Genomic DNA, 23,707 nt, shown 5'->3' with positions numbered 1-23,707 from the left:
GACCAAGGAGGCATCAATGAGCTTTGAGACGATCAAGCACGACGTGAAGATCTGCATGTTCGACCAGTACGGCACGGTCGTCGACATGCAGGGCGGCCTGGCCAGGATCGCCGCGCCGTTCCTCGAGAAGAAGGGCTGGAAGGGCGACCCGAATTCCTTCGTCACGTGGTGGCGTCGCACACATTTCGAGAACTCGATGATCGATGCGCTGCTGCATCGCGAGCACACGCCCTATCGCGAGATCGGGCACCGCGCGGTTGCTCACGTCATGGACCGCGCGAAGATCGACTACACAATGGACGATGTGCGCACCCTCGTGGGCGAGATCGAAAAGCTGGTGCCGTTTCCGGAGGTGCCGGACGCACTGGCGCGGCTGCAACGCAAGTATAAGCTCGTCGTGCTCTCGAACGGCGATCCGGACATGCTCGAGACCGCGAAGCAGTACCACAAGGTCCCGTTCGATCGCGTGATCTCGGTGGCCGAGGCCAATTCGTTCAAGCCGCATGTCGCGACCTATACGAAAGCGGCCGAGATCATGGGCGTGAAGCCCGAGCAGGTGCTTTTCGTGGCCAATCATGCCTTCGACTGCATCGGCGCCAAGTCCGCCGGCATGCGGACGGCCTTCATCGATCGGCGCAGCCGCCCGTTCGGCATCACGCCGCATCAGCCCGACATCCTGGTGCCGTCGATGAAGGACCTCGCCGATGCGATCGTCTGATCGCGAGCCGCTGTCGGGCATCAGGGTCCTCGACCTCTGCCGGGTGGTCTCCGGTCCGTTTGCCACGATGCAGCTCGGTGATCTCGGCGCCGACATCGTCAAGATCGAGGATCCCAGGCACGGCGACGAAAGCCGCCGCTACGGCCCGCCCTTCATCGGCGGCGAGAGTGCGTATTTCCTGTCGGTGAACCGCAACAAGCGAAGCTGCGCCATCGATCTGAAGTCGCCGGCGGGGCGCGACGCGGCGCTCGATCTTGCATCCGTCGCAGATGTCGTAATCGAGAACTTCCGTCCCGGTACCCTGGACAAATGGGGGCTCGGCTTCGACGCGCTGCGCGCCCGCAAGGCCGACATCATCCTGTGCAGCATCTCAGGATTCGGTCGCACCGGCGCCGACGCCGCGCGCCCCGGCTACGATTTGATCCTACAGGGCGAATCCGGCGTGATGGATATCACCGGCGATCCGGATGGACCGCCGACCAAGGTCGGCACGTCGATCGCCGACCTCGTCACGGGCCTCTATGCGTCGCATTCGGTGCTGGCTGCCCTGATGCGGAAGAGCCGCACCGGCGTGGGCGGCCGGGTCGACGTCTCCATGCTCGACGCCATGGCATCGCTGCTGACGTTCAACGCCGGCATGTACTTCGCCTCGGGAGAAAGCCCGAAGCGCCGCGGCAATGTCCATCCGACCATCAGCCCGTATGAACCGTTCGAAACCAGCGATGGCTGGATCAATGTCGGGGTCGCGAACGACAAGTTCTGGGCGGCCTTCTGCGACGTCATCGGCCGTCCGGAGCTGCGCGAGGACATCCGCTTCGTAACCGCTCCGAAGCGCGCGGCGAGCCGCAACGAACTCGTCGCGATCCTTTCGCCGATCTTCGCCCGGCGAAGCCGCGCCGACTGGCTGCAGGCGCTCGGCGCGGCTGGCATTCCGTGCGGCGCGATCAAGTCGGTCGGCGAGGTCTGCGAAACGCCGCAGCTCACGCAGCGGGGAATGGTCCAGACCATCAGCCATCCGGCCGCGGGAGATGTGAAGTTCATCGCGAGGCCGACGCGATTCGGCGATGTCCCGCCGCCGCCTTCCACGCCGCCGCCGATGCTCGGCGAGCACACGAGCGAGGTGTTTGCGGAATGGCTCGGCTGGAGCGACGATCGGCTCGGGAGAATTGCCGACGAGGGCGCGTTCGGCGACCTCGGACGGACGTTCGTGCGATCGTCCGTGTGAGTATCGTTATGCAGACATCGTCATGAGAGCTATCGCCGGGCAGATGCCGCGTCGCGCCATCGGCGACGAGCGGCAGGCGTCCGGATCGTTCTTCCTGTCTCTTCGGGCTTGAGATCGCCTACCGGGACGAGACGTGCATCGGGCCGCAATCTGGCACTTTGCGCTTGCTGCCAGCGTTCCCTCGGACGGGTCACTGGCATTGCCAGGATCGATCTCCGGTTTCATACTCTGGCATAGGCCGGAGCCGGCCAGCTAACCTGACGGCGCGGCCGACCCGGAGAATGCAAGAGACGATACCGGGTAACTGAGCGGCGGAGAGACGGCGATGTCGTTTCGTCTCGCATTTGCCTTTGTGTCGATAGCGGCGCTGCTGGCTGATCCGACTGACGCCGTGTCGCTGGACATGCTGCGGAGTGTCGACCTCAACAGTCCGGAGATGACGACGTCGGAGATGACGCGCGCCGAGGTCGACGCGCTCCTCAAGTCGGTCCCTCAAGGGGACGGACGCACTGCGGATTTGGATGGAAAGCGACTGTCGCACCTCGATCTCTCGGGCCTCGACTTCACCGGCGGCAACCTTCATCTCGTAAAGCTCAACCGGGCCAATCTGAAAGGCGCCCGCTTCGATCGGGCCATCTTGAACCAGGGCTGGCTGATCGACGCGGACTTGACGGGGGCGTCCCTCGTCAAGGCATCGCTGCTCGGCACGCAGATGCAACGCGCCAGGCTTGGCGGCGCCGATTTGAGCGGCGCCCGGATAACCGCCGATCTCTCCGGCGCCAGCCTGATCGGGGCCAGGCTTGCGGGCGCCGATCTGAGCGCTGATATGCGCAACCAATCGATGGGTCTGATGCGCGGCGTGCTCAAATCCGCCGACCTGCGGAATGCGGATCTCAGCGGCGCCAACCTCGCGCGCGCCGATCTCGAATTCGCGCAACTGCAGAACGCCAATCTGGCGAACTGCAGCCTCTACAGAGCTGACCTTGCGGGAGCCGACCTGTCCGACGCCAATGTCGCCGGCGCAGATTTCACCGAGACTGACCTTGCGTCGGCCCTCTTGCCGGGCGCGGCCGCGCTGGCCGAGGCCCGCAATCTGGACAAGGCCCGGAACTTGAACCTGGCGCGGCGCTCCCGTTAGGAGTCGAATTGCAGTGTGCAGCGACAAGACCTATGTTCTGTCTTGAGAACCACGCAGCCGCTCATCGTGCGGCGGGGAGGACCACGGTGGATGGTTGCATGTCGCACCGGAGGTGACGCCATGACCATTTCTCCCAAACTGCACAACTATCTCGCCGCAGAAAACATCGAGTACGACGAAATCCCGCACGTACTGACGATGTCGTCCGCCCTTACCGCCCAGGCTTGTCACGTCTCGGGCGATCGCTTGGCCAAGGCCATTGTGCTGCGCCGCAACGACGGGTACCTGCTCGCCGTGCTGCCGGCATCGCATCACCTCAGGCTGGCGGATCTCAAGGCGAGATTCGGTGACGATATCGCTATGGCCGCCGAAAGCGAGATCGATCGGCTGTTCGCGGACTGTGCGCACGGGGCGGTTCCCGCCGCCGGCAGCTGCTACGGGCTCGACGTTATCGTTGATGACAGCATCCGGATGCAGCCCGAGATCTATATCGAAGCCGGCGATCACGAGACGTTGCTTCATCTCGGTCGCGCGCAATTCGCACGCCTGACCGCCGGTTCCCTGCATGGCTGCTTCAGTACGCACGACTGAGGCGGCATGACAGCGGACCATCCATCGGTGCGCCCGGACCAAAGCATGATCCGGAAGGGTGCGAAGCGGCTCTCTCGCGCGGCAAAGGCGGAACGCGCTTGCGCGGAGATCATCCTCGAGCGAGGGGCTCATGCGCTTTGACGATTCGACCCGGTTTCATCATTGCGCCTCAAGGCGCGGCACGCATGCAGTCGCGCCAGCTCTGTTGTATAATTGCGAGCGAGGGGGCTGCTGCCTTGGACGGGAGGTCCTCCATGAAAGTCAAGGACGTGATGCACAAGGGCGTCGATTGGGTAAGCCCCGACACTCCAATCACCGAAATCGCGAAATTGATGCAAGGCCACGACATCGGCTGCATTCCGATCGGGCAAGACGATCGTCTGATCGGGATGGTGACGGATCGCGACCTCGTCTGCAAAGGTCTTGCGAGCAAGGACTTCAACTCTGCGCGTACCACGGCGCGGGATGTGATGACCGAAGGCATCCACTGCTGCCGGGAAGACGACGATCTGACGAAAGCGGTGCACCACATGGAAACGCTGAAGATCCGCAGGCTGCCTGTGATCAACAAGAGCAAACGGATGGTCGGCATGGTCAGCCTGGGGGATATAGGCCAGTTTGCCGGTGCCGATCTTGTGTCCCAATGCATGAAGAGCGTGTCTGCTCATCATTGAAGCGAGGCCGGTCTGCGGGAAATTTGGCAGACCGGCCAGTATCATGATCAACCGGGAAGGCAAGCGGTGCCGGCTGTCTTGCAGGCATCGGCCCGAAGCTGGACGGCGATCGGCCCCGTTCGATCTCCATCCGATCTGTCGAGGGGCGGATCGCACGACGATCCGCCCGGCGTCGCGTTATCGCCCGGGCAATCAACCCAGGTGATGAACTTTCTGCAAGCCGTAGACCGGCGTCGCGATGCCCTCCATCCGCGCTTTCAGTTGCAGCGCCAGATATTGGGAGTAATGCCGCGACTGGTGCAGGTTGCCGCCGTGGAACCAAAGCGCTTGCTGCTGGGTCGGCTTCCACATGTTGCGCTGCTCGCCCTCCCACGGGCCGGGGTCCTTGGTGGTCTCGGATCCAAGACCCCAGACCTTGCCGACCTTGTCGGCGACGTCCTTCGAGATCAGGTCGGCGGCCCAGCCGTTCATCGAGCCATAGCCGGTAGCATAGACGACGAGATCGGCGGGGAGTTCGCTACTGTCCACGAACCTGACGCCGGTTTCGGTCAGCTCCTGCACCGCGGCGCCCTTGCCGCTCTTGAGCCTGATCGAACCATCGATCACGAGATCGCAGGCGCCGACGTCGATGTAATAGCCCGAGCCGCGGCGCAGGTACTTCATGAACAGGCCGGAGCCGTCGTCGCCCCAGTCATGCATGAAGCCGACTTTCTCCAGCGCGGCGTAGAAATCCTTGTCGCGCTCGCGCATCTGTTCATAGAGCGGGATCTGGAATTCGTGCATGATCTTGTAGGGTAGCGAGGCGAAGATCAGGTCGGCCTTGCGCGTGGTCACGCCGCTCGCGACCGCCTGCTCCGAATAGAGCGCGCCGAGCCCGATATCCATCAGCGTGTCGGACTTCACGATGTGCGTGGATGAGCGCTGCACCATGGTGACGTCGGCACCACCTTCCCACAGCGCCGCGCAAATGTCGTGGGCGGAGTTGTTGGAGCCGATCACCACCACCTTCTTGCCGCGATACTTCTCCGGCCCCGGGTGGGTCGAGGAATGCTGCTGCTCACCCTTGAAGATGTCCTGCCCCTTGTAGGTGGGCCAGTTCGCCTTGCCCGACATGCCGGTCGCCAGCACGAGCTGCTTCGGCTTGAGCGTGATCTCCTTGCCGTCGCGCTCGACCACGACGGTCCATTCCCCGGCCTTCTCGTCATACTTGGCCGACTTCGCCGTGGTCGAGCTCCAGTAGTTGAGCTCCATCACCTTCGTATACATCTCCAGCCAGTCGCCGATCTTGTCCTTGGGCGCGAACACCGGCCAGTTTTTCGGGAAGTCGATATAGGGCAGATGGTCGTACCAGACCGGATCGTGCAGGCAGAGCGACTTGTATCGCTTGCGCCAGGAATCGCCGGCGCGTTCGTTCTTCTCGATGATGATGGTCGGCACGTTCAATTGCCGCAGCCGCGCGCCAAGCGCGATGCCGCCCTGCCCACCGCCGATGATCAGCGCATAGGGTTGTTTTGCATGACCCAGTTCGGTGATTTCCTGGTCACGTTCCTCGCGCCAGCTCTTACGGTCCTTGCCATGGCCATGCTTGGCGCCGAGCGGACGGGTGAAGCCGGATTTCTCCTCATGTCCCTTGAGCTCGGCCATGGTGGTGAGCAAGGTCCAAATGCGTCCATCCTTCATGCGCAGGTGACCATAGCCGCGCGCGACATCGGTCTCGAACTCGATCCAGCTCTCGATGATGCCGCCGGCCTCGCTCGCAGCGTCGCCATCGGCAATGCGCCATCCCGACGGTTTGCTGTCCGCAAGCCGCGCCTTCAGCATGTCGCGGATCTGATCCTTGCCTTCCATGGTTTTGATGTTCCAGGTGAAGGTGACCAGATCGCGCCAGTAGCAATCGGTCTGGAACAGCGCGATCGCGCGTTCGATGTCACCCGACGACAATGCGGCGTTGAACTCGTCGAGCAGCGCGGTGATCTTTCCGTCCGGGGCCTTCGTGAGCATGTTTCATTCTCCCATATGCCGGCGTCGATCGCCTTTGCGTCGTGGTTCCGGCGCGTTCGTTAGCGAGGTCGAATCTTGCCTCGACCACCATGTCAGCAAGCCTCATGCCATCGCGGCGCATCTCGAAAAACGCTCGGCATTTCCTCGCGTTAACTGCCGGCGCCAGGCCGCCTCACTTGTTGCGCCATGCAACAGGTGTTGCACGCAACAAACTTGATCGGCGGCACAATCCGAGTGACACTCGAAGCAACAACGTGCGGGGAAACATCCAGGAGCATCAGCCGTGACGACGGAGCGGGCTGCGCACATCGACGAGCTGGTTCGCGTTGCGGTCGGCCAGACCAGCGCGCGTGATGCAATCATCCATCAGTCGTGGGTACGATGCGTCTCCGAACACAAGCTCGATCCGTTGGTGCTGCGCGACGCTCATATCGTGACACCCGGGCGGCTGCGCGAGCACCGCGACGCCATGGACGAATTCCTCCACACGGCGCGCTTCGGCGTCGAGATGCTGTATCGCCAGATCGCCGGACTCGGCTACGTCCTGCTGCTCACCGATGCCAGGGGCATCACGGTGGATTTCATCGGCGACCCGACATTCAACAACACGCTTCGCAAGGCCGGCCTCTATCTCGGCGCCGACTGGAACGAGCCGCATGCCGGCACTTGCGCAGTCGGCACCTGCATCGCCACCGAAGAAGCCCTGACGGTGCATCAATCCGACCATTTCGACGCCACCCATATTCCGCTGACCTGCACGGCGGCGCCGGTCTTCGACCCCAGCGGCAAGCTCGCTGCGGTCCTGGATATCTCCGCGCTGCGCTCGCCGGAACCGAAGGCCAGCCAGTTCCTGGCGCTGCAACTCGTTAAGTCGTTCGCTCACAAGATCGAGAATGCGAACCTGCTGAACCGTTTCCGGCAGGAATGGATCATCAAGCTGTCCGGCTCCGCGGAATTCGCCGATGTCGATCCGGATTATGTGATGGCCGTCGACAGCAGCGGCCGCATCATCGGCTTCAACAATCGCGCAAGGCAGCTGCTCGCCCGCGAACTGGCCAAGCGTCCGGACCTTCGCCTGCGGGCCGACGGCTTCGGCGTGTCCGACATCTTCGAATGCACCATCGACGATCTGCCGCGCTTCGCCCATTCGCGCCCCACCGGCCAGCGCACCCTGCGGCTTGCCAACAGCGGCGCGACGCTGTTCGCGCAGACCCTGCCGCCCCCGAACAAGCTGGCGGCGCCGGCCTCCTCCCGAAGCGAGTCGGCGCTTCCGGCGCCGTTGCGCAACCTGTTCCGCGGCGATCCCGCCATGCATCATGTGGTGACGCGCGCCGCCAAGCTCATCAATACCCAGATGGGCCTGCTGATCACCGGCGAAACCGGCACCGGCAAGGAGCACCTGACGAAGGCGCTGCATTCGGTCAGTGCGCGGGCAGGCAGACCTTTCGTCGCGGTCAACTGTGCCGCGCTGCCGGAAAGCCTGATCGAGAGCGAGCTGTTTGGCCACGAGGCGGGCGCCTTCACCGGTGCGGCGGCCAAGGGCAAGAAGGGTCTCGTGCTCGAAGCCGACGGCGGCACCCTGTTTCTTGACGAGATCGGCGACATGCCGATCTCGTCGCAGACGCGCCTGTTGCGCGTGCTCGCCGAACGCGAGGTGACACCGGTCGGTCGCACCCGGCCGGTCCCGCTCAATGTCCGCGTCATCGCTGCCACCCATCGCGACCTCGTCGCGCTGGTGAAGGCGGGGCAATTCCGCGAGGATCTCTATTTCCGCCTCAACGGTGCGGTGCTTGCGCTGCCTCCGCTGCGTCAGCGCACCGATATCGAGTGGCTGGTCGATCAATCCCTGCATCGGCTTTCGACGGAGCACAAGGCCAACTATGCGCTGACGGCAAGCGCGCGCAGCGCGCTGCTCAAGTACCAATGGCCTGGCAATATCCGCGAGTTGATCAACGCGCTCGATCATGGCTGCGCGCTGTCGACCGACGGCACGATCGATCTTGCCGATCTGCCGGACCGGATCGCTCAGCCCTTGCGTGAGGACAGCTCCGGAAAGCCGGTACGAGGCGGAGCGGCAACGTCACGGCAAGCCGATGCGCTATTGACGGCGTTGCGCAACAATCGCTGGAACGTCTCGCGGGTGGCACGCGAACGCGGCGTCGATCGCTCGACCATCCATCGCCAGATTCTCCGCTTCGGCATCACGATGCCGAAAGACCTGACCTGACCGCAGGCGCTGCCCGCCGTCGCTGACCGCCCTGGTCAGATACGATGTCCCTGCCGAACGGTGGCTGGCTGAATGGTGGAAAATCGGCGCACCATTCAGAACAAAACCACGAACCCGTACATAATTGAAATTGCACGTGATTTTTCCTGCCCCCGAGGCGGTCGACCGCCGTCGCCGCCGACTTCGGCCCAGCCGCTGTCGCAAGCGAAATTCAGCACGCCTCACGACAGCGTGCGCCGTTCGCTGCGGGATCGTAGTATTGTCGTCGGCAGCCGTCGAAGCTAGGATTTCGCGTAGCATTCGATCGCGACGCACGAAGAGATGCACTCCAGAATCAAGCGGATGGTCGCGGCTGCGATCGGACGGCACGGCAAATGGAGGACATTATGGCGTGGCGTGACGACAAGGCCCGGGCAGCCCTGATCCGCGATGCAGCGGGCAGCGTGCCAGCGGGCAAGAGCCCCCGGGCCTTTGCCGAGCCCTTGTTCGGCTACACCAATATCGAGGATCTCGCCAATTACGATGCCGCCTCGCTTGCCCAACTGGCGGAGCAAGCCTGGGAGCACGTGCAGCGGCGCACGGCCGGCAGCGCCGATATCCGCGTCGTCAATCCGACGTTGCCGAACGGGCGCGAGATTTCCGTGCTCGAAATTCTCAACGACAACATGCCTTTCCTGTTCGATTCCACCATGGCGGAGCTCGCCGAGCAGGGCCTTGAGGTCACCCTGGTCGCTCACCCGATCATCGCCGTGGAGCGCGATGAAGGGGGCAAGCTGCTGCGATTCTACGGGGAAGCACTGCCGGACGGAGCAAAGGGCGCGCGCGAAAGCCTGATTCATCTCCACATCACCCGCCTGGATGCGGATTCCGATCGCCAAAAGCTGATCGACGGCCTGACCAGGACGTTGAACAATGTCCGCGCCTGCGTTGCCGACTGGCGCGTCATGCGTGACAGTGTCGAGGAAGCGATCAAGACGTTCTCTTCCAATCCGCCGCCGCTGCCGATCGACGAACTCGCCGAAGCCAATCAGTTCCTGCAATGGCTCTGCGCGGACAATTTCACTTTCCTCGGCGTACGCAAATATCGCTTCTCGCCCGACAGCGACGCGTCGGACGACATTACAACCGGCGAAGGCCTCGGCATCCTGCGCGATCCGGACGTGAAGGTCCTGCGCCGCGGCAGCGAAATGGTGGTGATGACGCCGGAAATCCGCGAGTTCATGCACGAGCCGACCCTGCTGATCGTCATCAAGGCCAATGTCTCCAGCCGCGTCCATCGCCGCACCCGGATGGATTATGTGGGCATCAAACTCTACTCGCCCGACGGCCGGCTCGAAGGCGAGTTGCGCGTCGTCGGCCTTTTCACCTCGGGCGCCTATACTCGCTCGGTACGGCAGATCCCTTATGTCCGCCACAAGGTTTCGCGGGTGCTGCAGCGCGCGGGCTTCGACCCGAACGGCCATTCCGGCAAGGCGCTGATGCATATTCTCGAAGATTATCCGCGCGACGAGCTGTTCCAGATCGACGTCGACACGCTCTACAATTTCGTCATCGAGATCCTGATCCTCTACGAGCGTCCGCGCGTCCGGGCGCTGCCGCGGGTCGACAAGTTCGATCGCTTTGTCTCCATCCTCACCTTCATTCCGCGCGACAAATACGACACCGACGTCCGCACGCGCGTCGGAGCCTTTTTGGCACAGGTCTACAAAGGGAAGCTGTCCGCTTCCTACGTATCGTTCCCTGAAGGGGCGCTTGCGCGCGTCCACTTCATCATCGGACGCTATGAAGGTAAAACGCCTGTCGTCGACCGCGCCCTGCTCGAAGCCGGGATCAGCGCCATTGCCGCGACCTGGGCCGACAAGCTGAAGGCCGCGCTCACCGCGTCGACCGACGGCATGCGGGCGCGCATGCTCACCAACCGATATGCCCAGGCCTTCAGCGGCGGCTATACCGAGGTGTTCAGCGCGGAACAGGCGATCGCCGATATCACGACCGTCGAAAAGCTGACGCCGGCCCGCCCGGTAACGATTTCGGTTTACCGCATCGAAGGCGACGATCCGAGGCGCTTCGGCCTTAAGGTGTTTTCGAACGCCGTACCGCTGTCGTTGTCCTACCGCGTGCCGGTGATCGAAAATCACGGCCTGCGCGTGGTCAACGAACGCACCTATCAGATCGTGCCCGGCACCAGGCCTGCGCCGGTCTGGCTGCACGACATGACGATCGAGACCAGCGACGGGCAGCCCATCGAGATCAACCCGGAATTCAGCCATCGCCTGGAAGCCTCGATCATGGCCGTGGTGACCGATCGCGCCGAATCCGACGGATATAACGGCCTGATCCTGCGCACCGCCCTAAGCTGGCGGGAAGTCTCGACCATCCGGGCGCTGTCGCGTTATTTGCACCAGATCCGCGCTCCGTTCACCCAGGATTACATGTGGGAGACCTTGCGCAAGAACGCTGCGATCACGGCCAGCCTGGTCGCGATGTTCCAGACCCGCCTCGATCCGCGCCTCGCCTTGACGGACGCCGAGCGCGCGGCGCGCGAGGCGGCTTTGCTTGCCGAGATCGAGGAACAGCTCAAATTCGTCGCCTCGCTCGATGAAGACCGCATCCTGCGCCGCTTCACCAATCTGGTGCAGGCTACCGTTCGAACCAATCTGTGGCAGATCGGCGAGGATGGACATCCGCGTCCGGTGATCTCCTTCAAGTTCGAGGCGCGCCGGATCGACGACTTACCCGCTCCACGACCGCTCTACGAGATCTTCGTCTATTCCCCTCGCGTCGAAGGTATTCACCTGCGCTTCGGCAAGGTTGCGCGCGGTGGCTTGCGCTGGTCCGACCGGCCGCAGGATTTCCGCACCGAGATCCTCGGCCTCGTGAAAGCGCAGCAGGTCAAGAACGCCGTGATCGTGCCGGTCGGTGCCAAGGGCGGCTTCGTGCCCAAGCGCCTGCCGCCGCCTTCCAAGCGCGACGCCTGGCTCGCGGAGGGTACCGAAAGCTATCGCATCTTCGTTCGCTCGCTGCTCGAACTCACCGACAATCTCGACGGCGACATCGTCGTGCCGCCCGAATCCACCGTGCGTCACGACGGAGACGACCCCTACCTCGTCGTTGCCGCCGACAAGGGCACCGCCACCTTCTCCGACGTCGCCAACGCGATTTCGGCCGAGAAGAACCATTGGCTCGGCGATGCCTTCGCATCCGGCGGCAGCCAGGGTTACGACCACAAGAAGATGGGGATCACGGCGCGCGGCGCCTGGGCGGCGGTCAAGCGCCACTTCCGCGAGCTGGGCACCGACATTCAGACCATGCCGTTCACCGCGGTCGGCGTGGGCGACATGTCGGGCGACGTTTTCGGCAATGGCATGCTGCTCTCGCCGGCGACAAGGCTTGTGGCGGCTTTCGATCATCGCGACATCTTCATCGATCCTTCGCCCGATCCATCGACCAGCTTCGCCGAGCGCAAGCGCCTGTTCGATCTGCCGCGATCGAGCTGGCAGGACTACGACAAGTCGCTGATCTCGCAGGGCGGCGGCGTGTTCTCGCGCTCGCTCAAGGCGATCCCGCTTGCGCCGGAAGTGCGTACGCTGCTCGATCTCGACAAGCCGCAAGCCACGCCTTTCGAGGTGATGACGGCGATCCTGAAGGCTCGCGCGGACCTGTTGTGGTTTGGCGGCATCGGCACCTATGTCCGCTCCTCCGGGGAAAGCGACGATCAGGTCGGGGACCGCGCCAACGATCCGATCCGCATCGCGGGTGGCGACGTGCGCGCCCGGGTGATCGGCGAAGGGGCCAACCTCGGCGTTACCCAGCGCGGCCGCATCGAAGCGGCGCAGAAGGGCGTCAAGCTCAACACCGACGCCATCGACAATTCGGCCGGCGTGAACACGTCCGACGTCGAGGTCAACATCAAGATCGCGCTGGCGCGCCCCGAGCGCGAGGGGCGGCTCAGTCCCACCGACCGCAACAGCCTGCTTGCCGCGATGACCGACGAGGTCGGCGCGCTGGTGCTGCGCAACAACTATCTGCAGACGCTGGCGCTCTCGCTGGCCGAACGCAAGGGTGTGGCCGAGACCGGCTTCCTCACCCGCCTGATGCAGTCGCTCGAACAGCGCGGCCTGCTCAGCCGTGCTGTCGAGTTCCTGCCCGACGATGCCGCGCTCACCGAGCGCACACGGCGCGGCCAGTCCCTGGCGCGGCCCGAGCTTGCCGTGCTGCTCGCCTACGCCAAGCTGACCCTCTACGATGACCTGCTCGTCACCAGCGTGCCCGATGACCCCTATCTTGCCCGCGAACTATCCCAGTATTTTCCGCGCGAGGTTCAGGACAAATTCCCGACCGCGGCCGGATTGCATCGCCTGCGGCGGGAGATCATCGCGACCAGTCTCGCCAATGCGGTGATCAATCGCGGCGGACCGGCCTGCGTCGTGCGCCTGATCGACGAGACCGACGCCGATATCCCGACCATCGTCATGGCCTATGTGGCGGTCGATGAATGCTTCGGCCTGAAGTGGCTCAATGACGCGATCGACGCGCTCGACGCCTGCATCGACGGGCAGCTGCAACTGTCCCTCTACGCTTCGGTGCAGGACCTCCTGCTCTCCCGCATGGTCTGGTACGTGCGCAATGTCGATTTCAAGGACGGGCTGGAGGCCGTCGTCGCGCGCTTCGGCCCGGCGATCCGCCAGATCGTCGCCGGCCTCGACACTGCCTTGCCGCCGGACTTGCAAGCCGCGCGCGTCAAGCGGCGGCAGGAACTCGCCGACGCCGGTGTCCCGGCCGGCCTCGCCGGCGAGCTCGCCGATCTTGACGCTTTGGTCTCGGCTCCCGACATCGTGACGGTTGCCGAGCGCACCGCGCGTCCCATCGGCGATGCCGCCGCGACCTTCTACGCCGCCGAGGCGAATTTCCGTCTCGACCGCATCATCGCCGCCGCACGCAATGTGCCGGCCAACGATTATTTCGAACGCATGGCCATCGATCGTGCCGTCGAGCAGATCGCCGGCGCCGAAAGGAGACTGGCCGCCGATATGCTGGCGACCGGCCAGTCTGGCCAGCAGGCCGTCGAGACCTGGCTCGCGGCTCACCCCGAGGCGACGCGTATCCGCCGCTCGGTCGAGGAGATCGCTGCCAGCGGCCTGACCCTCGCCAAGCTGACGGTGGCGGCGAACCTGCTGGGGGACCTGGTCAAGGCCTGAGGGCGTGCGAGGCAGCGATGTGAGAAGCGCAATGCTGGCGCAGGTAGTTAGCCGGCAAACGGAGGAATCCAATGATCCACGCCACCTGTCATACCGCCGACAATGTTCGCTGCATCGAGTTCGATGCCACGCCGTGGTTCAGCGAGGCTGACGCTCCGAGCATTATCGATTTGGCCCAACGAGGATGGACCAGCACTGCGATTGCAGATTCCCTCGAGCGCAGACAAGGATACGAACGTCTGCACGACCTCGTTGAGTACGCGGCGAAGCGACTGCAACTGGAATCTCTGGAGGACCCAACCTGGGAAACCTTCGAGTGTGTCGTCGATGGACCCGAGGCCGTCGCCTGGCTCGAGAAAAACCGGCCTAATGTCGTGGCAAGAATCCCCTAAGCCGCGGGAAGCGCAGCAAGGGCTACAATTGATCCGCGGCAAACGACGAGGAAATGGCGCACCCGACACGATTCGAACGTGTGACCTTTGCCTTCGGAGCAAGATAACGTACTCATCCGAAAAGTAATCGCGGCTTTGGTCGGTCATGCCAAAGGTTCGGTGACGAGCAAGTACATCCATACGCTTGACACCGCGCTCATAATGGCTGCGGATATGATCCCAGGCTACATTCAAGGACTTCTCGACGGCATTGAGTTCAGGCAGACCGCCTACGAGCTCGACCGTGATTCACGAAAAGCGGCCTTGGCGCGCTTCCTGAAGGTCGCGCCGCCTCAATCGCCGCAATCAATTGCTACACCCGCTGCGGCAACGTCGCCAGCGTGTTCCGCGAGGTGAAGCAATCTTGGTAGTCGTAACGGTCACGCTCACAACTTGGTCTCGGGATTCAGCGATGTCGCGTTGGGGCTCGACCGCAGTAACCGGGTCGTTGCCAGCAAGCCGATGACAGCGCCGCAGAGTTCAGCGACGATGAAGCCCGGAAGGTCGATGGGGCGAATGCCCGAGAATGTGTTGGTAAACGAGCGCGCAATTGCAACAGCTGGATTGGCGAAAGACGTTGAGGCGGTGAACCAGTACGCGGCCGTGATATAAAGGCCGACGAGCCAGAGAACCGCGCTCCATTGAAAGCGAATGCCAGCAAGAATGGTTGCTACCAGCCCAAAAACTGCGACCTCGAGTTCGGCGCGGTATGCGATCGAGCGGCCGAAACGCTTAGCCGCCACCAATCCCGCGCGCGACAGGATCGCCAGATGCGATGACATGGTGTTTTGCGGGACCGGCAGGGCCTTGGCGATATCGCCAGCCGCCAGTCCTTCCGGCTCGTTCTTCACCAGCAGGCGAAAAGCATCGAGCCGGGTCGGCTGGGCCAATGCGGCGAGTGCCAAGATGGCTTGCTCTGGTTCTTATATCGAGAATTAATGATATATCAGAAAACCGTTTAGGCGATCATTCGTCGTCTTTATTTCGATAATACTAGAAATACAGTTGACATTCTGAAGCTGTTGCGACAGATTATGGACATGAAACTGGATGACGCAGCCATGCACCTTGAAGCTTTGGGCAATCCGACCCGGCTCAAGATCTATCGTGCCCTTGTTCGCGCTGGGCAGGCTGGTCTGGCCGTCGGCCGACTGCAGGATAAACTAAAAATCGCGCCATCAACCCTGTCGCACCACGTCAAGACGCTCGTGACCGCCGGCCTCATCACCCAGGTGCGGGAGGCAACGACTCTGACGTGTCACGCCAACTATGACGTGATGCAGGGGCTGGTCGACTTTCTAGTTGCTGAATGCTGCGCCGATGCGACCGAATGCAAGGATACAAGCACTGCGGCCTGATCTTTTCAGGTCGAAAATTTCGATATTTCTAGTATGATAGGAGAAGCAAAATGGAACAGTCGAAGTCGGTTGCGATCATTGGCGCAGGTCCTGTCGGACTTGCCGCCGCTGCTCATGTTCTTGAACGCGGAATGACGCCGGCCGTTTTGGAAGCAGGTCCGGAAATTGGTCATGCGATGCGGCAGTGGGGCCACGTGCAGTTGTTCTCGCCGTGGGAATACAACGTCGACAAAGCGGCTGAGCGCTTGCTGGCGCCAACCGGTTGGAATTCGCCGGATCCAAAGCAATATCCGACCGGCGGTGAGTTGCTGTCGCAGTATCTCGAACCGCTGGCTCACCGCACGGTGCTCAAGGATCACATTCATACATCAAGCCGCGTGATCGACATCAGTCGCGTTGGTTTCGACAAGCTCAAGACAAAAGGCCGCGGCGACGCGTCTTTCGAGCTTCGCTACCAAAACGGGCAGGGCCTGAAAAGCATTCGCGCCGATGCGGTGATCGATACGTCAGGTACTTGGTTCTCGCCGAACCCTGGTGGCGCAAACGGTCTTCCGGCCCTCGGCGAGCGGGAGAACGCTACCAAGATCGCGTACGGGATGCCCGACGTGCTCGGCAAGGATCGCGCCCGGTATGCTGGAAAGGCCATCGCCGTGCTCGGGGCTGGGCATTCTGCGGTTGGCACGCTAATCGAACTCACGAACCTGAAATCTCAGGCTGCGAGCACCGAAGTCATTTGGGTCTTGCGCGGTGACAATCCTGCCAAAGCTTTTGGCGGGGGCGTCAATGACAAACTCGCGGCGCGTGGCGAACTGGGAATGGCTCTGGCAGGGCTGGTAACCTCTGGGCAAATCCGAGTGGAAGCCAGCTTCCCTGTGACTCGCATCGACCGTGACGGCGAGCGCCTGAAGCTTGCCACTGCCGGATGCTGCGACCGGAGCATTGTGGCTGACGAACTAATCGTCGCGACGGGGTTCCGTTCCGACCTCGAATTCTTGCGTGAACTTCGGATTCAGCTCGATCCGGCCATCGAATGCCCGATCGCGCTGGCGCCGCTGATCGACCCCAATGAACATAGCTGCGGCACAGTACGCCCACATGGCGCGGCCGAACTCGCCCAGGACGAGCCGGGATTCTACTTCGCCGGCATGAAGTCATATGGGCGTGCGCCAACGTTCCTGATGCTCACCGGCTATGAGCAGGTGCGGTCAATTGCGGCCAAAATTGCCGGTGACAATGAAGCGGCAGCGCGGGTTGAACTCGTATTGCCCGAGACAGGCGTGTGCAGCCGCAGCGCGACACCGGGACAGGTCGAATGCTGTGGCGGGCCGGCCACCGAACGGGCGGACGCCTGTTGCGTCGATGATGCTAGGGCGAAGGGTGCAGGAAAAGCTGGCTGTGGCTGCGCAGCTTAGCGCGGAAAGGTGCGAATGCTGACGCTAGAGGGGCGATCCGTCATCGCGGCGATGTGTGTGGGGCAGCTCGGTAGCTTGCTCCCGCATGTCGTCGTGCCGTCGATACTTGCCGCATTCCTGATTCCGGAATGGCACCTGAGCGGTGCGCAGGCTGGCCTTCTCGCCGGCTCGGGCGCAGCTGGCTACATGTTGACGGTGCCGGTGTTGGCCACGCTGACTGACCGGATCGACGCGCGCAAGATCCTGATTGCGGGCTCGGCGGTCAGTGCACTCGGTACATTGCTGTTCGGCCTGTTTGCGACCGGCCTCTGGTCCGGAGCATTGTTCAACGCCATTGCGGGCATCGGCTTCGCGGGCGCTTATATGCCCGGTCTCAAGGCGCTGACTGACCGGCTGGCACCCGGCGATTCATCCCGCGCGGTCACGCTGTATACGTCGAGCTTTTCGTTCGGCGTCGGGCTGTCGTTCCTGGTCTCGCAGCTCGTTGCGGAAGCTTTGGGCTGGCGCTCAGCCTTCCTCGTGACAGCGCTGGGCCCGCTGATGATGCTTTCGGTCTGCTTCCTGCTGCGGCCGGTGGCGCCAAAACCCGCGCAGGGCCGCCTCTTGGACTTCGTGCCGGTGTTCCGCAACACCAACGCCATGGGCTTTGTTCTCGGCTATGGCGCCCACTGCTTTGAGCTTTACGGCATCCGCACCTGGCTGGTTGGATTCTGGACTTTCGTGGCGGTGAGGAACTCGGAAGGCTCACTCCTGACGCCCGTCGTCGTCAGCGTGCTTTTCTCCTTGCTCGCGATGCCGGCTAGCATCCTCGGCAACGAATGCGCGATCCGGTTCGGCCGACATCGCGCCATCACCGCCGTGATGTTGAGTTCTGCTTGCGTGGCGCTGCTGATCGGCGCGTTCGCCGACAAATCGCCATGGCTGTTGCTGCCACTGGTGTTGGTCTACGCCATCACGGTGCCTGCCGATTCCGGTGCGTTGACCTCGGGAATGACGATGGCCGCCGATCCCAACTACCGCGGCGCAACGATGGCCGTGCATTCGACCGTTGGCTTTAGTCTGTCGGCTTTGGGCGCGTGGGCCCTTGGCGTCGCGCTGGATGCGGCGGGCGGACCATCGAGTGCCACCGCCTGGGCGGCAGCGTTTGCCGTACTCGCGGCAGGCATTCTGCTCGGCCCCGTCGCGCTCTATTGGTCGAGGGCGAGGGCGCCACAGGGATGAGTCAACGTCAGCTTCCAATCATACTGGCGCTTGGCACCAGCCAGACGCTGGCGTGGGCCTCCACCTATTATCTGCCGGCGATTCTTGCCAATCCGATCGCCCGCGACCTTGGGATCTCGTCGACTCTCGTTTTCGGCGCGCTTTCGGTCGGCCTGATCATGGCGGGCCTCCTGGGACCGCGTGTTGGGCATTTCATCGATACGTTCGGCGGCCGGGGGCTGCTTGCCGTTTCGAACGTCGTGTTTGCGGGGGGGCTGGTCCTTCTTTCTTTCGCGTCCGGAAGCGTTGTGTTGATCGCGTCGTGGCTCATCCTCGGCGTTGGCATGGGGATGGGGCTCTATGAGGCCGCCTTTGCGACACTGACGCGCATGTATGGATACGCCGCCCGCAGGCCGATCACCGGCATCACCCTGATTGTAGGCTTCGCAAGCACGATAGGTTGGCCGATCACCACGTATCTCGATGCGCACTTTGGCTGGCGGATTGCGTGCCAGGTTTGGGCGCTTATTCACATTGCGTTGGCGCTGCCGCTGAACCTGTCGCTGCCGCGCGCTAAACCATTCCAGGCGGCTTTGCCCGATGAGGCAAGCCCCGCAGAGTCGGCGCAGCAAAGCGAGACAGTCGCCATGATCCTCGTGGCTTATGTCTTTGCAGCGACCGGGTTTGTGAGTTCGGGACTTTCTGCCTTGATGCCTTCCCTGCTCTTGCAATTCGGTGCAACACCGGCGGCAGCGCTGCTCGCGGGAACCCTGATCGGCCCGGCACAGGTGGCAGCGCGGATTATCGAAGCGGGCTGGCTTAGCCGCTACCATCCTCTTGCGTCGACTCGGCTTGCGACGGTCATGAATCCACTCGGCATAATAGTCCTTGCGGCTGGAGGACCGGTGCTCGCCCCCGCCTTCGCCATCTTCTACGGCGCGGGCAATGGCATCTTGACCATAGCGCGCGGCACGCTACCGCTCGCACTGTTTGGGCCGCACGGCTTTGGCCGTCGCGTTGGCGTGCTATCGCTTCCGGCCCGTGCGACGGGTGCCGTCGCACCGCTCGCCGTTGGCCTGTTTGCTGAATATCTCGGTGCAGGAGCGTTATGGATCACGGCGCTAGCGTCGGTTTCCGCATTCATCGCGCTTTTTTTCCTGCGAGCGAGACAAGCGCCATAACGGAGTGGCAACACTTTAGGCGAGGCGAACTTCTGACCGACACTGTCAGTTAGCAACCTATCGGCTCTCGGCGACGATTTTATCCAGATTGCTTACTCGCTCGAATGAGACAGAACTGGAATTTCGGTTCGGACGCTCATATCGCGTTGTAAACAAAGAAATACTGGCGCACCCGACACGATTCGAACGTGTGACCTTTGCCTTCGGAGGGCAACGCTCTATCCAGCTGAGCTACGGGTGCGTGCAGGGGTTCATTTAGCTGATTGGCTCCCTGTCGGCAACGGCGTTGTCCGGCCGGTTAAGCGCTGTAAACTGGCTCCCGACAATATGACAGGCCGCGGAAAAAGGCCGTCTTTCGAGGGAGTTTGCCCATGCGTCCGCTGGAATTCGGCTGGTATCTGCCCACGCATGGCGACACCACAGCCTATGGGCTGATGGAGGCGCAGATCGCCGGCTCGCCGGAACTCTGCGAGCGGGTGGTCCAGGCCGCCGAGGACGCCGGCTTCGAATATCTGCTGATCCCGGTCGGCTCGGTGTGCTGGGAGGCTTGGATCACGGGCGCCTTCATGGCGGCGCGCTCCCGCCGGATCAAGCCGCTGATCGCAGCAAGGCCCGGCTATATCAACCCGGTGCTGATGGCAAAGATGATCTCGACCTTCGACCAGATGTCGGGCGGGCGAATCTGCATCAATTTGATCGCCGGCCAGAACGAGAGCGAGGTCGAGGCCGAGGGCGTGCGTCAGCCCAAGGAAGAGCGCTACGCGCTGATGGAGGAGGAGGTCTCGATCCTCAAGGCGCTGTGGACGACGCGCGGCCCGGTGCATTTCCAGGGCAAGTTTCACACCATCTCCGGCGCGCATATCAGGCCGCGGCCGCTGCAGCAGCCGTTTCCAAAATTCTATCTCGGCGGCGGCTCGCGGCAGGCCTGGGAGGTGTCGGCGAAGCATTCCGACGTCCATCTGTTCTGGGGCGACCTGCCGGAGCGCATCGCGGAGAATATCGCCGAGATCCGGCGGATGGCGCGGGCGCATGACCGCGAGGATGCGATCGGCTTCGGGATGCGGCTGCAGGTGATCTGCCGCGAGAACGAGGCGGATGCCTGGGAGGCGGCCGACCAGTTGGTGCGCCACGCCACCGACCGGCAGAAGCAGGAGATGAAGACGCTCTACAATCGTTCCGAGGCCAACCAGCGCGTGCAGCAGCTCGCGCGCGACTACGGCGATCTGTTGATGCCGCATCTGTGGACCGGCATCACCAAGGTGCGGCCCGGCGCCGGCATCGCGGTGGTCGGCGATCCCGCGCAATGCGCCGCGACCTTGCAGCAGTTCATCGACGCCGGTTGCCACTCTTTCTGTCTGTCCGGCTATCTGCATGACGAGGAGGCCGAGCGGTTCGGTCGCCTGATCCGCCCGATCCTCGCCGCCAACAATCGCGGGCGGCTCGTCGCCTGAGGCGCGATCCGGAAGCTTTCCGAAAGTTCACGGGTGAATCTGCGCCTGACGCGCCATGATCCAGCCGAGCTCGCGGCAGCAACGGAGTCGAACCATGCATCACCGGGCCTGGCTTGCGGCCGCGGCATTGCTCGTCGTGGCGGCGGCGCACGTACCCACAGCGTCCGCGACGCAGGCACAGACCGAGCGCGACCTGAAGCCGGTCAAGGAGATCGCCAATGCGCGGATTGCCATCGGCCATGCGAGCTTTCCGCTCTACCTCTCGGCCGACTGGTCCAATCCGCTGCCCGATGTCACGCGCGCCGTGCTTGTGCTGCACGGCGTGCTACGCAATGCCGACGATTATTTTCGCGCGGCGCTGAGCGCGCAGGCCGCGGCCGGCGACGCCGGCGAGCATGCGCTGATGATCGCGCCGCAATTCTTGATCGAGTCCGACGTCGAGGCATTCAAGCTGCCGCCGGAGACCTTGCGCTGGAGCCTCTATGGCTGGCAGGGCGGCGAGCCCGCGGTCGCACCGAGCCCGGCGAGCTCATTCGAGGCGCTCGACGCCATCCTGGCGAAGCTCGGCGACCGCAAGCTGTTTCCGAACCTGCAGCAGGTCGTCGTGTTCGGTCATTCCGGCGGCGGCCAGGTGGTACAGCGCTATGCGATCGCGGTGAAGGGCGACCAGGTGCTGCTGCGCGAGGGTATCGGCGTGCGCTATGTGGTCGCCAATCCGTCCTCCTACGCCTATTTCACCAACGAGCGGCCGGAGGCCGCGATCGCGGCGAACTGCCATGGCTATAACAGCTGGAAGTTCGGCATGGACAACCGCCCGCCCTATCTTGCCGAGCCTTCGCCGGCTGCGCTGGAGCAGGCCTATGTCTCGCGCCGCGTGATCTATCTGCTCGGAACGCTCGACACCAACCCCAATCATCCCGCGCTCGACAAATCCTGCATGGCGGAGGCCGAGGGGCCGTACCGTTACGCGCGCGGGCATTCCTATGCCGCCGTGATGCAGGCCCGCGACGGCGGCGCGCCAAACCACAGCGTGTGGGATGTGCCCGGCGTCGGTCATGCGGGCGGCAAGATGCTCAACTCGCCCTGCGGCCTGACCGCGGTGTTCGACATCCCCGGCTGCGAAGCGGCGCGCTGAGCCCCCCGACACCAGAATTTGTGCGCGGATTCGGTGGCAAGCGGCACTGAGATCGCCTACGCTCGTGTCGCGAATGGAGCATCACGACCGACAGCTCGATGGAGAACATCATGAGAGCAGGCTTGATCACGCTTCTGACAGCCGGTGCCTTTCTCGGCTTGACCCCGGCCAACGCCGCAGAGGGATGCGGCGACGGCTGCCACAGGACCTCACGAGGTGCCTGCGTGATCGACGGCTGGGGCACCAGCGCGCGGGTCAGGAACGAGTGCCCCGCCACCTCGCGGGCTCGCCCCCCGTGTGGCGGCGGTGGCTTCATCTGGCGGCGCGACCTTCAGGCCTGTTCGCAGACGACGAAGGATTGGCTCTAGCCGTCGCCGGCCAGGCCAGCGTCACGCCGGCACGATCACCTTGCCGATCGGCCACAGCGCGATGCCGGCAAGCTTGAGATGCGCCCAGGCGAACGGGATGCCGATGATGGTCACCGCGAGCAGGACCGCGGTGATCACATGGCCGATCGCGAGCCACCAGCCGGCCAGGATGAACCAGATCAGGTTGCCGATCACCCCGAGCGGTCCGGTGCCGATGTCGGACGTGCCGGTCACTTCATCGCGGCGCACCGCACGCGAGCCGAACGGCAGCAGCGTGTAGACGGCGATGTTGAAGGCGGCGCGCGCCCAGGGCAGCCCGATAATGGTCACAGCCATGATCACGGCGGCGACCAGCCAGCCGAACGCCATCCACGCGCCGCCGATCAGGATCCAGAGGATGTTCAGGAGGATAGACACAGGCTGCATGGCTGACACCTTCGCGCCGCTTGGGACTATTCTTATATACGCCGCTGCCCGGCGCTGCGGTAGGTGTGGCCTAAGCGCGCGCCTGCCGTGACGAGGCGCTTCACCGGCGGCCGGCGCCGAACGACAGCGGGCACCTCATTGCATCCATCGCGACGGCCACTAATCTCGCGCGACCGGGCAGGGCGCAACGACGCCTGCACCGAAAAGGGAGAACAACAATGAGAACAATATTCGGAGCAGGGATTTTGGCGGCGCTGGCATTGTCGGTGTCGGCCGTGCGGGCCGAGGACGCCGTGCGCTTCGCGCCGCTGAAGGCGGAGGAGCTGTCGCCGGCGCAAAAGGCCTGGGCCGACATGATCAGCGCGCCGCCGCGCAATGCCAAATTCACCGCGCCGCCCTACCGCGCCTATATCCGCAATCCCGATCTGGCGCCGAAGCTGTCGAACCTGTCGGAGTATCTGCGCTGGAATACCTCGCTGCCGGCGCGGCTCAGCGAAATGGCGATCCTGATCACGGCGCGGCATTGGACCGCGCAATATGAATGGTCCGCGCACTATCCTCTGGCGATGAAGGGCGGGCTCGATCCGAAGATCGCGGATGCGATCGCCAAGGGCACGCGGCCCGAGAGCATGAAGGACGACGAGGCCGCGCTGTACGATCTCGGCGTCGCGCTCTATCGCGACAGGAAGGTCAGCGACGCCGTCTACAAGGCCGCGCTGGAGAAATTCGGCGAGCGCGGCATCATGGATATCATCGGCATCATGGGCTACTACGACATGGTCTCGATGACGCTGATCACAATGCAGGCCGGCCCCGCCAACAACGGCGTGCAGCCGTTGGCGGTGCTGGAGAAGTAGCCGCATCTGCAGCCGTCTCGCTCTCCTACCTCTCCCGCTTGCGGGGGAGGTCGCATCGCATCGAAGATGCGATGCGGGTGGGGGCTTTCTCTACAGAACGATTCGCGGTTAGACCC

The 23,707-nt window shown here is 63.4% G+C and carries 19 protein-coding genes, 1 tRNA gene and 1 pseudogene; 17 read left to right on the top strand and 4 right to left on the bottom strand.

Annotation, left to right across the window (positions count from 1 at the left end):
• Positions 1–16: 16 nt before the first annotated feature.
• From AC1VNY_RS23150 to AC1VNY_RS23130, 5 genes are all read left to right on the top strand, one after another.
• Positions 17–718, top strand: a complete 702-nt coding sequence (locus AC1VNY_RS23150) for a haloacid dehalogenase type II (protein WP_482406910.1) — start codon at positions 17–19, stop codon at positions 716–718.
• Positions 705–1,943 carry a CaiB/BaiF CoA transferase family protein gene (locus AC1VNY_RS23145; RefSeq protein ID WP_482406909.1) on the top strand — a complete coding sequence of 413 codons (1,239 nt, stop codon included), beginning with the start codon at positions 705–707 and terminating at the stop codon, positions 1,941–1,943. Before AC1VNY_RS23150 ends, AC1VNY_RS23145 begins: the two co-directional genes overlap by 14 nt.
• 325 nt (positions 1,944–2,268) lie before the next feature.
• Positions 2,269–3,081: a pentapeptide repeat-containing protein gene (locus AC1VNY_RS23140; protein ID WP_482406908.1), complete on the top strand. Its 813-nt coding sequence runs from the start codon at positions 2,269–2,271 to the stop codon at positions 3,079–3,081.
• A gap of 120 nt (positions 3,082–3,201) precedes the next feature.
• Positions 3,202–3,672 (top strand): aminoacyl-tRNA deacylase, encoded by a 471-nt coding sequence (locus AC1VNY_RS23135; RefSeq protein WP_482406907.1) that lies wholly within the window; start codon positions 3,202–3,204, stop codon positions 3,670–3,672.
• Between the two features lie 254 nt (positions 3,673–3,926).
• Entirely contained in the window at positions 3,927–4,346 is a 420-nt protein-coding gene (locus tag AC1VNY_RS23130) for a CBS domain-containing protein (RefSeq protein WP_304497816.1), read from the top strand.
• Positions 4,347–4,538: 192 nt separating this feature from the next.
• Here AC1VNY_RS23130 and AC1VNY_RS23125 read toward each other — a convergent pair whose 3' ends face one another.
• The gene (locus AC1VNY_RS23125; RefSeq protein WP_482406906.1) at positions 4,539–6,347 is read right to left on the bottom strand and encodes an NAD(P)/FAD-dependent oxidoreductase; all 1,809 of its coding nucleotides are present in this window, start codon (positions 6,345–6,347) and stop codon (positions 4,539–4,541) included.
• A 283-nt stretch (positions 6,348–6,630) separates the two neighbouring features.
• Here AC1VNY_RS23125 and AC1VNY_RS23120 point away from each other — a divergent pair, with 283 nt between their 5' ends.
• The 4 genes and pseudogenes from AC1VNY_RS23120 to AC1VNY_RS23105 all read left to right on the top strand — a co-directional run.
• Positions 6,631–8,574, top strand: coding sequence for a sigma-54-dependent Fis family transcriptional regulator (locus AC1VNY_RS23120; protein WP_482406905.1), 1,944 nt, complete (start codon positions 6,631–6,633; stop codon positions 8,572–8,574).
• A 374-nt stretch (positions 8,575–8,948) separates the two neighbouring features.
• The gene (locus AC1VNY_RS23115; protein WP_482406904.1) at positions 8,949–13,772 is read left to right on the top strand and encodes an NAD-glutamate dehydrogenase; all 4,824 of its coding nucleotides are present in this window, start codon (positions 8,949–8,951) and stop codon (positions 13,770–13,772) included.
• 71 nt (positions 13,773–13,843) lie between these two features.
• A complete protein-coding gene (locus AC1VNY_RS23110) occupies positions 13,844–14,164 on the top strand; it encodes a hypothetical protein (protein WP_411784192.1) in 321 nt (106 codons plus the stop codon).
• Positions 14,165–14,290: 126 nt separating this feature from the next.
• Positions 14,291–14,560, top strand: a pseudogene (locus tag AC1VNY_RS23105) (integrase); the annotation flags it as partial.
• Positions 14,561–14,589: 29 nt separating this feature from the next.
• On the opposite strand, the gene AC1VNY_RS23100 reads toward AC1VNY_RS23105, so the two are convergent.
• Entirely contained in the window at positions 14,590–15,111 is a 522-nt protein-coding gene (locus AC1VNY_RS23100) for an ArsR/SmtB family transcription factor (RefSeq protein ID WP_482406953.1), read from the bottom strand.
• 132 nt (positions 15,112–15,243) lie between these two features.
• Between AC1VNY_RS23100 and AC1VNY_RS23095 the strand changes: the two genes are divergently transcribed.
• From AC1VNY_RS23095 to AC1VNY_RS23080, 4 genes are read left to right on the top strand one after another with little or no spacing between them, the layout of a single operon-like run.
• Positions 15,244–15,561, top strand: a complete 318-nt coding sequence (locus AC1VNY_RS23095) for an ArsR/SmtB family transcription factor (protein ID WP_028341441.1) — start codon at positions 15,244–15,246, stop codon at positions 15,559–15,561.
• A gap of 50 nt (positions 15,562–15,611) precedes the next feature.
• Positions 15,612–16,973: an NAD(P)-binding domain-containing protein gene (locus AC1VNY_RS23090; RefSeq protein WP_482406903.1), complete on the top strand. Its 1,362-nt coding sequence runs from the start codon at positions 15,612–15,614 to the stop codon at positions 16,971–16,973.
• Between the two features lie 51 nt (positions 16,974–17,024).
• Complete coding sequence (locus tag AC1VNY_RS23085; protein ID WP_482406952.1) at positions 17,025–18,194, top strand: MFS transporter; 1,170 nt, start codon at positions 17,025–17,027, stop codon at positions 18,192–18,194.
• Entirely contained in the window at positions 18,191–19,354 is a 1,164-nt protein-coding gene (locus AC1VNY_RS23080; protein WP_482406902.1) for an MFS transporter, read from the top strand. The genes AC1VNY_RS23085 and AC1VNY_RS23080 overlap by 4 nt, the downstream gene beginning before the upstream one ends.
• Before the next feature lie 164 nt (positions 19,355–19,518).
• Here AC1VNY_RS23080 and AC1VNY_RS23075 read toward each other — a convergent pair.
• Positions 19,519–19,595 (bottom strand) — tRNA-Arg (locus AC1VNY_RS23075).
• Positions 19,596–19,725: 130 nt separating this feature from the next.
• On the opposite strand from AC1VNY_RS23075, the gene AC1VNY_RS23070 reads away from it, so the two are divergent.
• From AC1VNY_RS23070 to AC1VNY_RS23060, 3 genes are all read left to right on the top strand, one after another.
• Positions 19,726–20,805 carry an LLM class flavin-dependent oxidoreductase gene (locus tag AC1VNY_RS23070; protein ID WP_482406901.1) on the top strand — a complete coding sequence of 360 codons (1,080 nt, stop codon included), beginning with the start codon at positions 19,726–19,728 and terminating at the stop codon, positions 20,803–20,805.
• 94 nt (positions 20,806–20,899) lie between these two features.
• Positions 20,900–21,940, top strand: coding sequence for an alpha/beta hydrolase (locus AC1VNY_RS23065; protein WP_482406900.1), 1,041 nt, complete (start codon positions 20,900–20,902; stop codon positions 21,938–21,940).
• Positions 21,941–22,050: 110 nt separating this feature from the next.
• Positions 22,051–22,308 carry a GCG_CRPN prefix-to-repeats domain-containing protein gene (locus AC1VNY_RS23060; RefSeq protein ID WP_304497808.1) on the top strand — a complete coding sequence of 86 codons (258 nt, stop codon included), beginning with the start codon at positions 22,051–22,053 and terminating at the stop codon, positions 22,306–22,308.
• A 21-nt stretch (positions 22,309–22,329) separates the two neighbouring features.
• Here AC1VNY_RS23060 and AC1VNY_RS23055 read toward each other — a convergent pair whose 3' ends face one another.
• Positions 22,330–22,734 carry a YccF domain-containing protein gene (locus AC1VNY_RS23055; RefSeq protein ID WP_304497807.1) on the bottom strand — a complete coding sequence of 135 codons (405 nt, stop codon included), beginning with the start codon at positions 22,732–22,734 and terminating at the stop codon, positions 22,330–22,332.
• 218 nt (positions 22,735–22,952) lie between these two features.
• Here AC1VNY_RS23055 and AC1VNY_RS23050 point away from each other — a divergent pair, with 218 nt between their 5' ends.
• Positions 22,953–23,591: a carboxymuconolactone decarboxylase family protein gene (locus AC1VNY_RS23050; protein WP_482406899.1), complete on the top strand. Its 639-nt coding sequence runs from the start codon at positions 22,953–22,955 to the stop codon at positions 23,589–23,591.
• Positions 23,592–23,707 lie beyond the last annotated feature (116 nt).

This window comes from Bradyrhizobium ferriligni (genome assembly GCF_056837965.1).
Note: the sequence above shows the minus strand (reverse complement) of the source record. Positions and strands in the feature narration are given on the sequence as shown.

Bases quoted from the DNA above. Each gene is read 5' to 3' on its own strand.
- AC1VNY_RS23150 (WP_482406910.1), top strand. From the start codon at position 17: ATGAGCTTTGAGACGATCAAGCACGACGTGAAGATCTGCATGTTCGAC.
- AC1VNY_RS23145 (WP_482406909.1), top strand. From the start codon at position 705: ATGCGATCGTCTGATCGCGAGCCGCTGTCGGGCATCAGGGTCCTCGAC.
- AC1VNY_RS23140 (WP_482406908.1), top strand. From the start codon at position 2,269: ATGTCGTTTCGTCTCGCATTTGCCTTTGTGTCGATAGCGGCGCTGCTG.
- AC1VNY_RS23135 (WP_482406907.1), top strand. From the start codon at position 3,202: ATGACCATTTCTCCCAAACTGCACAACTATCTCGCCGCAGAAAACATC.
- AC1VNY_RS23130 (WP_304497816.1), top strand. From the start codon at position 3,927: ATGAAAGTCAAGGACGTGATGCACAAGGGCGTCGATTGGGTAAGCCCC.
- AC1VNY_RS23125 (WP_482406906.1), bottom strand. From the start codon at position 6,347: ATGCTCACGAAGGCCCCGGACGGAAAGATCACCGCGCTGCTCGACGAG.
- AC1VNY_RS23115 (WP_482406904.1), top strand. From the start codon at position 8,949: ATGGAGGACATTATGGCGTGGCGTGACGACAAGGCCCGGGCAGCCCTG.
- AC1VNY_RS23110 (WP_411784192.1), top strand. From the start codon at position 13,844: ATGATCCACGCCACCTGTCATACCGCCGACAATGTTCGCTGCATCGAG.
- AC1VNY_RS23095 (WP_028341441.1), top strand. From the start codon at position 15,244: ATGAAACTGGATGACGCAGCCATGCACCTTGAAGCTTTGGGCAATCCG.
- AC1VNY_RS23090 (WP_482406903.1), top strand. From the start codon at position 15,612: ATGGAACAGTCGAAGTCGGTTGCGATCATTGGCGCAGGTCCTGTCGGA.
- AC1VNY_RS23085 (WP_482406952.1), top strand. From the start codon at position 17,025: ATGTGTGTGGGGCAGCTCGGTAGCTTGCTCCCGCATGTCGTCGTGCCG.
- AC1VNY_RS23080 (WP_482406902.1), top strand. From the start codon at position 18,191: ATGAGTCAACGTCAGCTTCCAATCATACTGGCGCTTGGCACCAGCCAG.
- AC1VNY_RS23070 (WP_482406901.1), top strand. From the start codon at position 19,726: ATGCGTCCGCTGGAATTCGGCTGGTATCTGCCCACGCATGGCGACACC.
- AC1VNY_RS23065 (WP_482406900.1), top strand. From the start codon at position 20,900: ATGCATCACCGGGCCTGGCTTGCGGCCGCGGCATTGCTCGTCGTGGCG.
- AC1VNY_RS23060 (WP_304497808.1), top strand. From the start codon at position 22,051: ATGAGAGCAGGCTTGATCACGCTTCTGACAGCCGGTGCCTTTCTCGGC.
- AC1VNY_RS23055 (WP_304497807.1), bottom strand. From the start codon at position 22,734: ATGCAGCCTGTGTCTATCCTCCTGAACATCCTCTGGATCCTGATCGGC.
- AC1VNY_RS23050 (WP_482406899.1), top strand. From the start codon at position 22,953: ATGAGAACAATATTCGGAGCAGGGATTTTGGCGGCGCTGGCATTGTCG.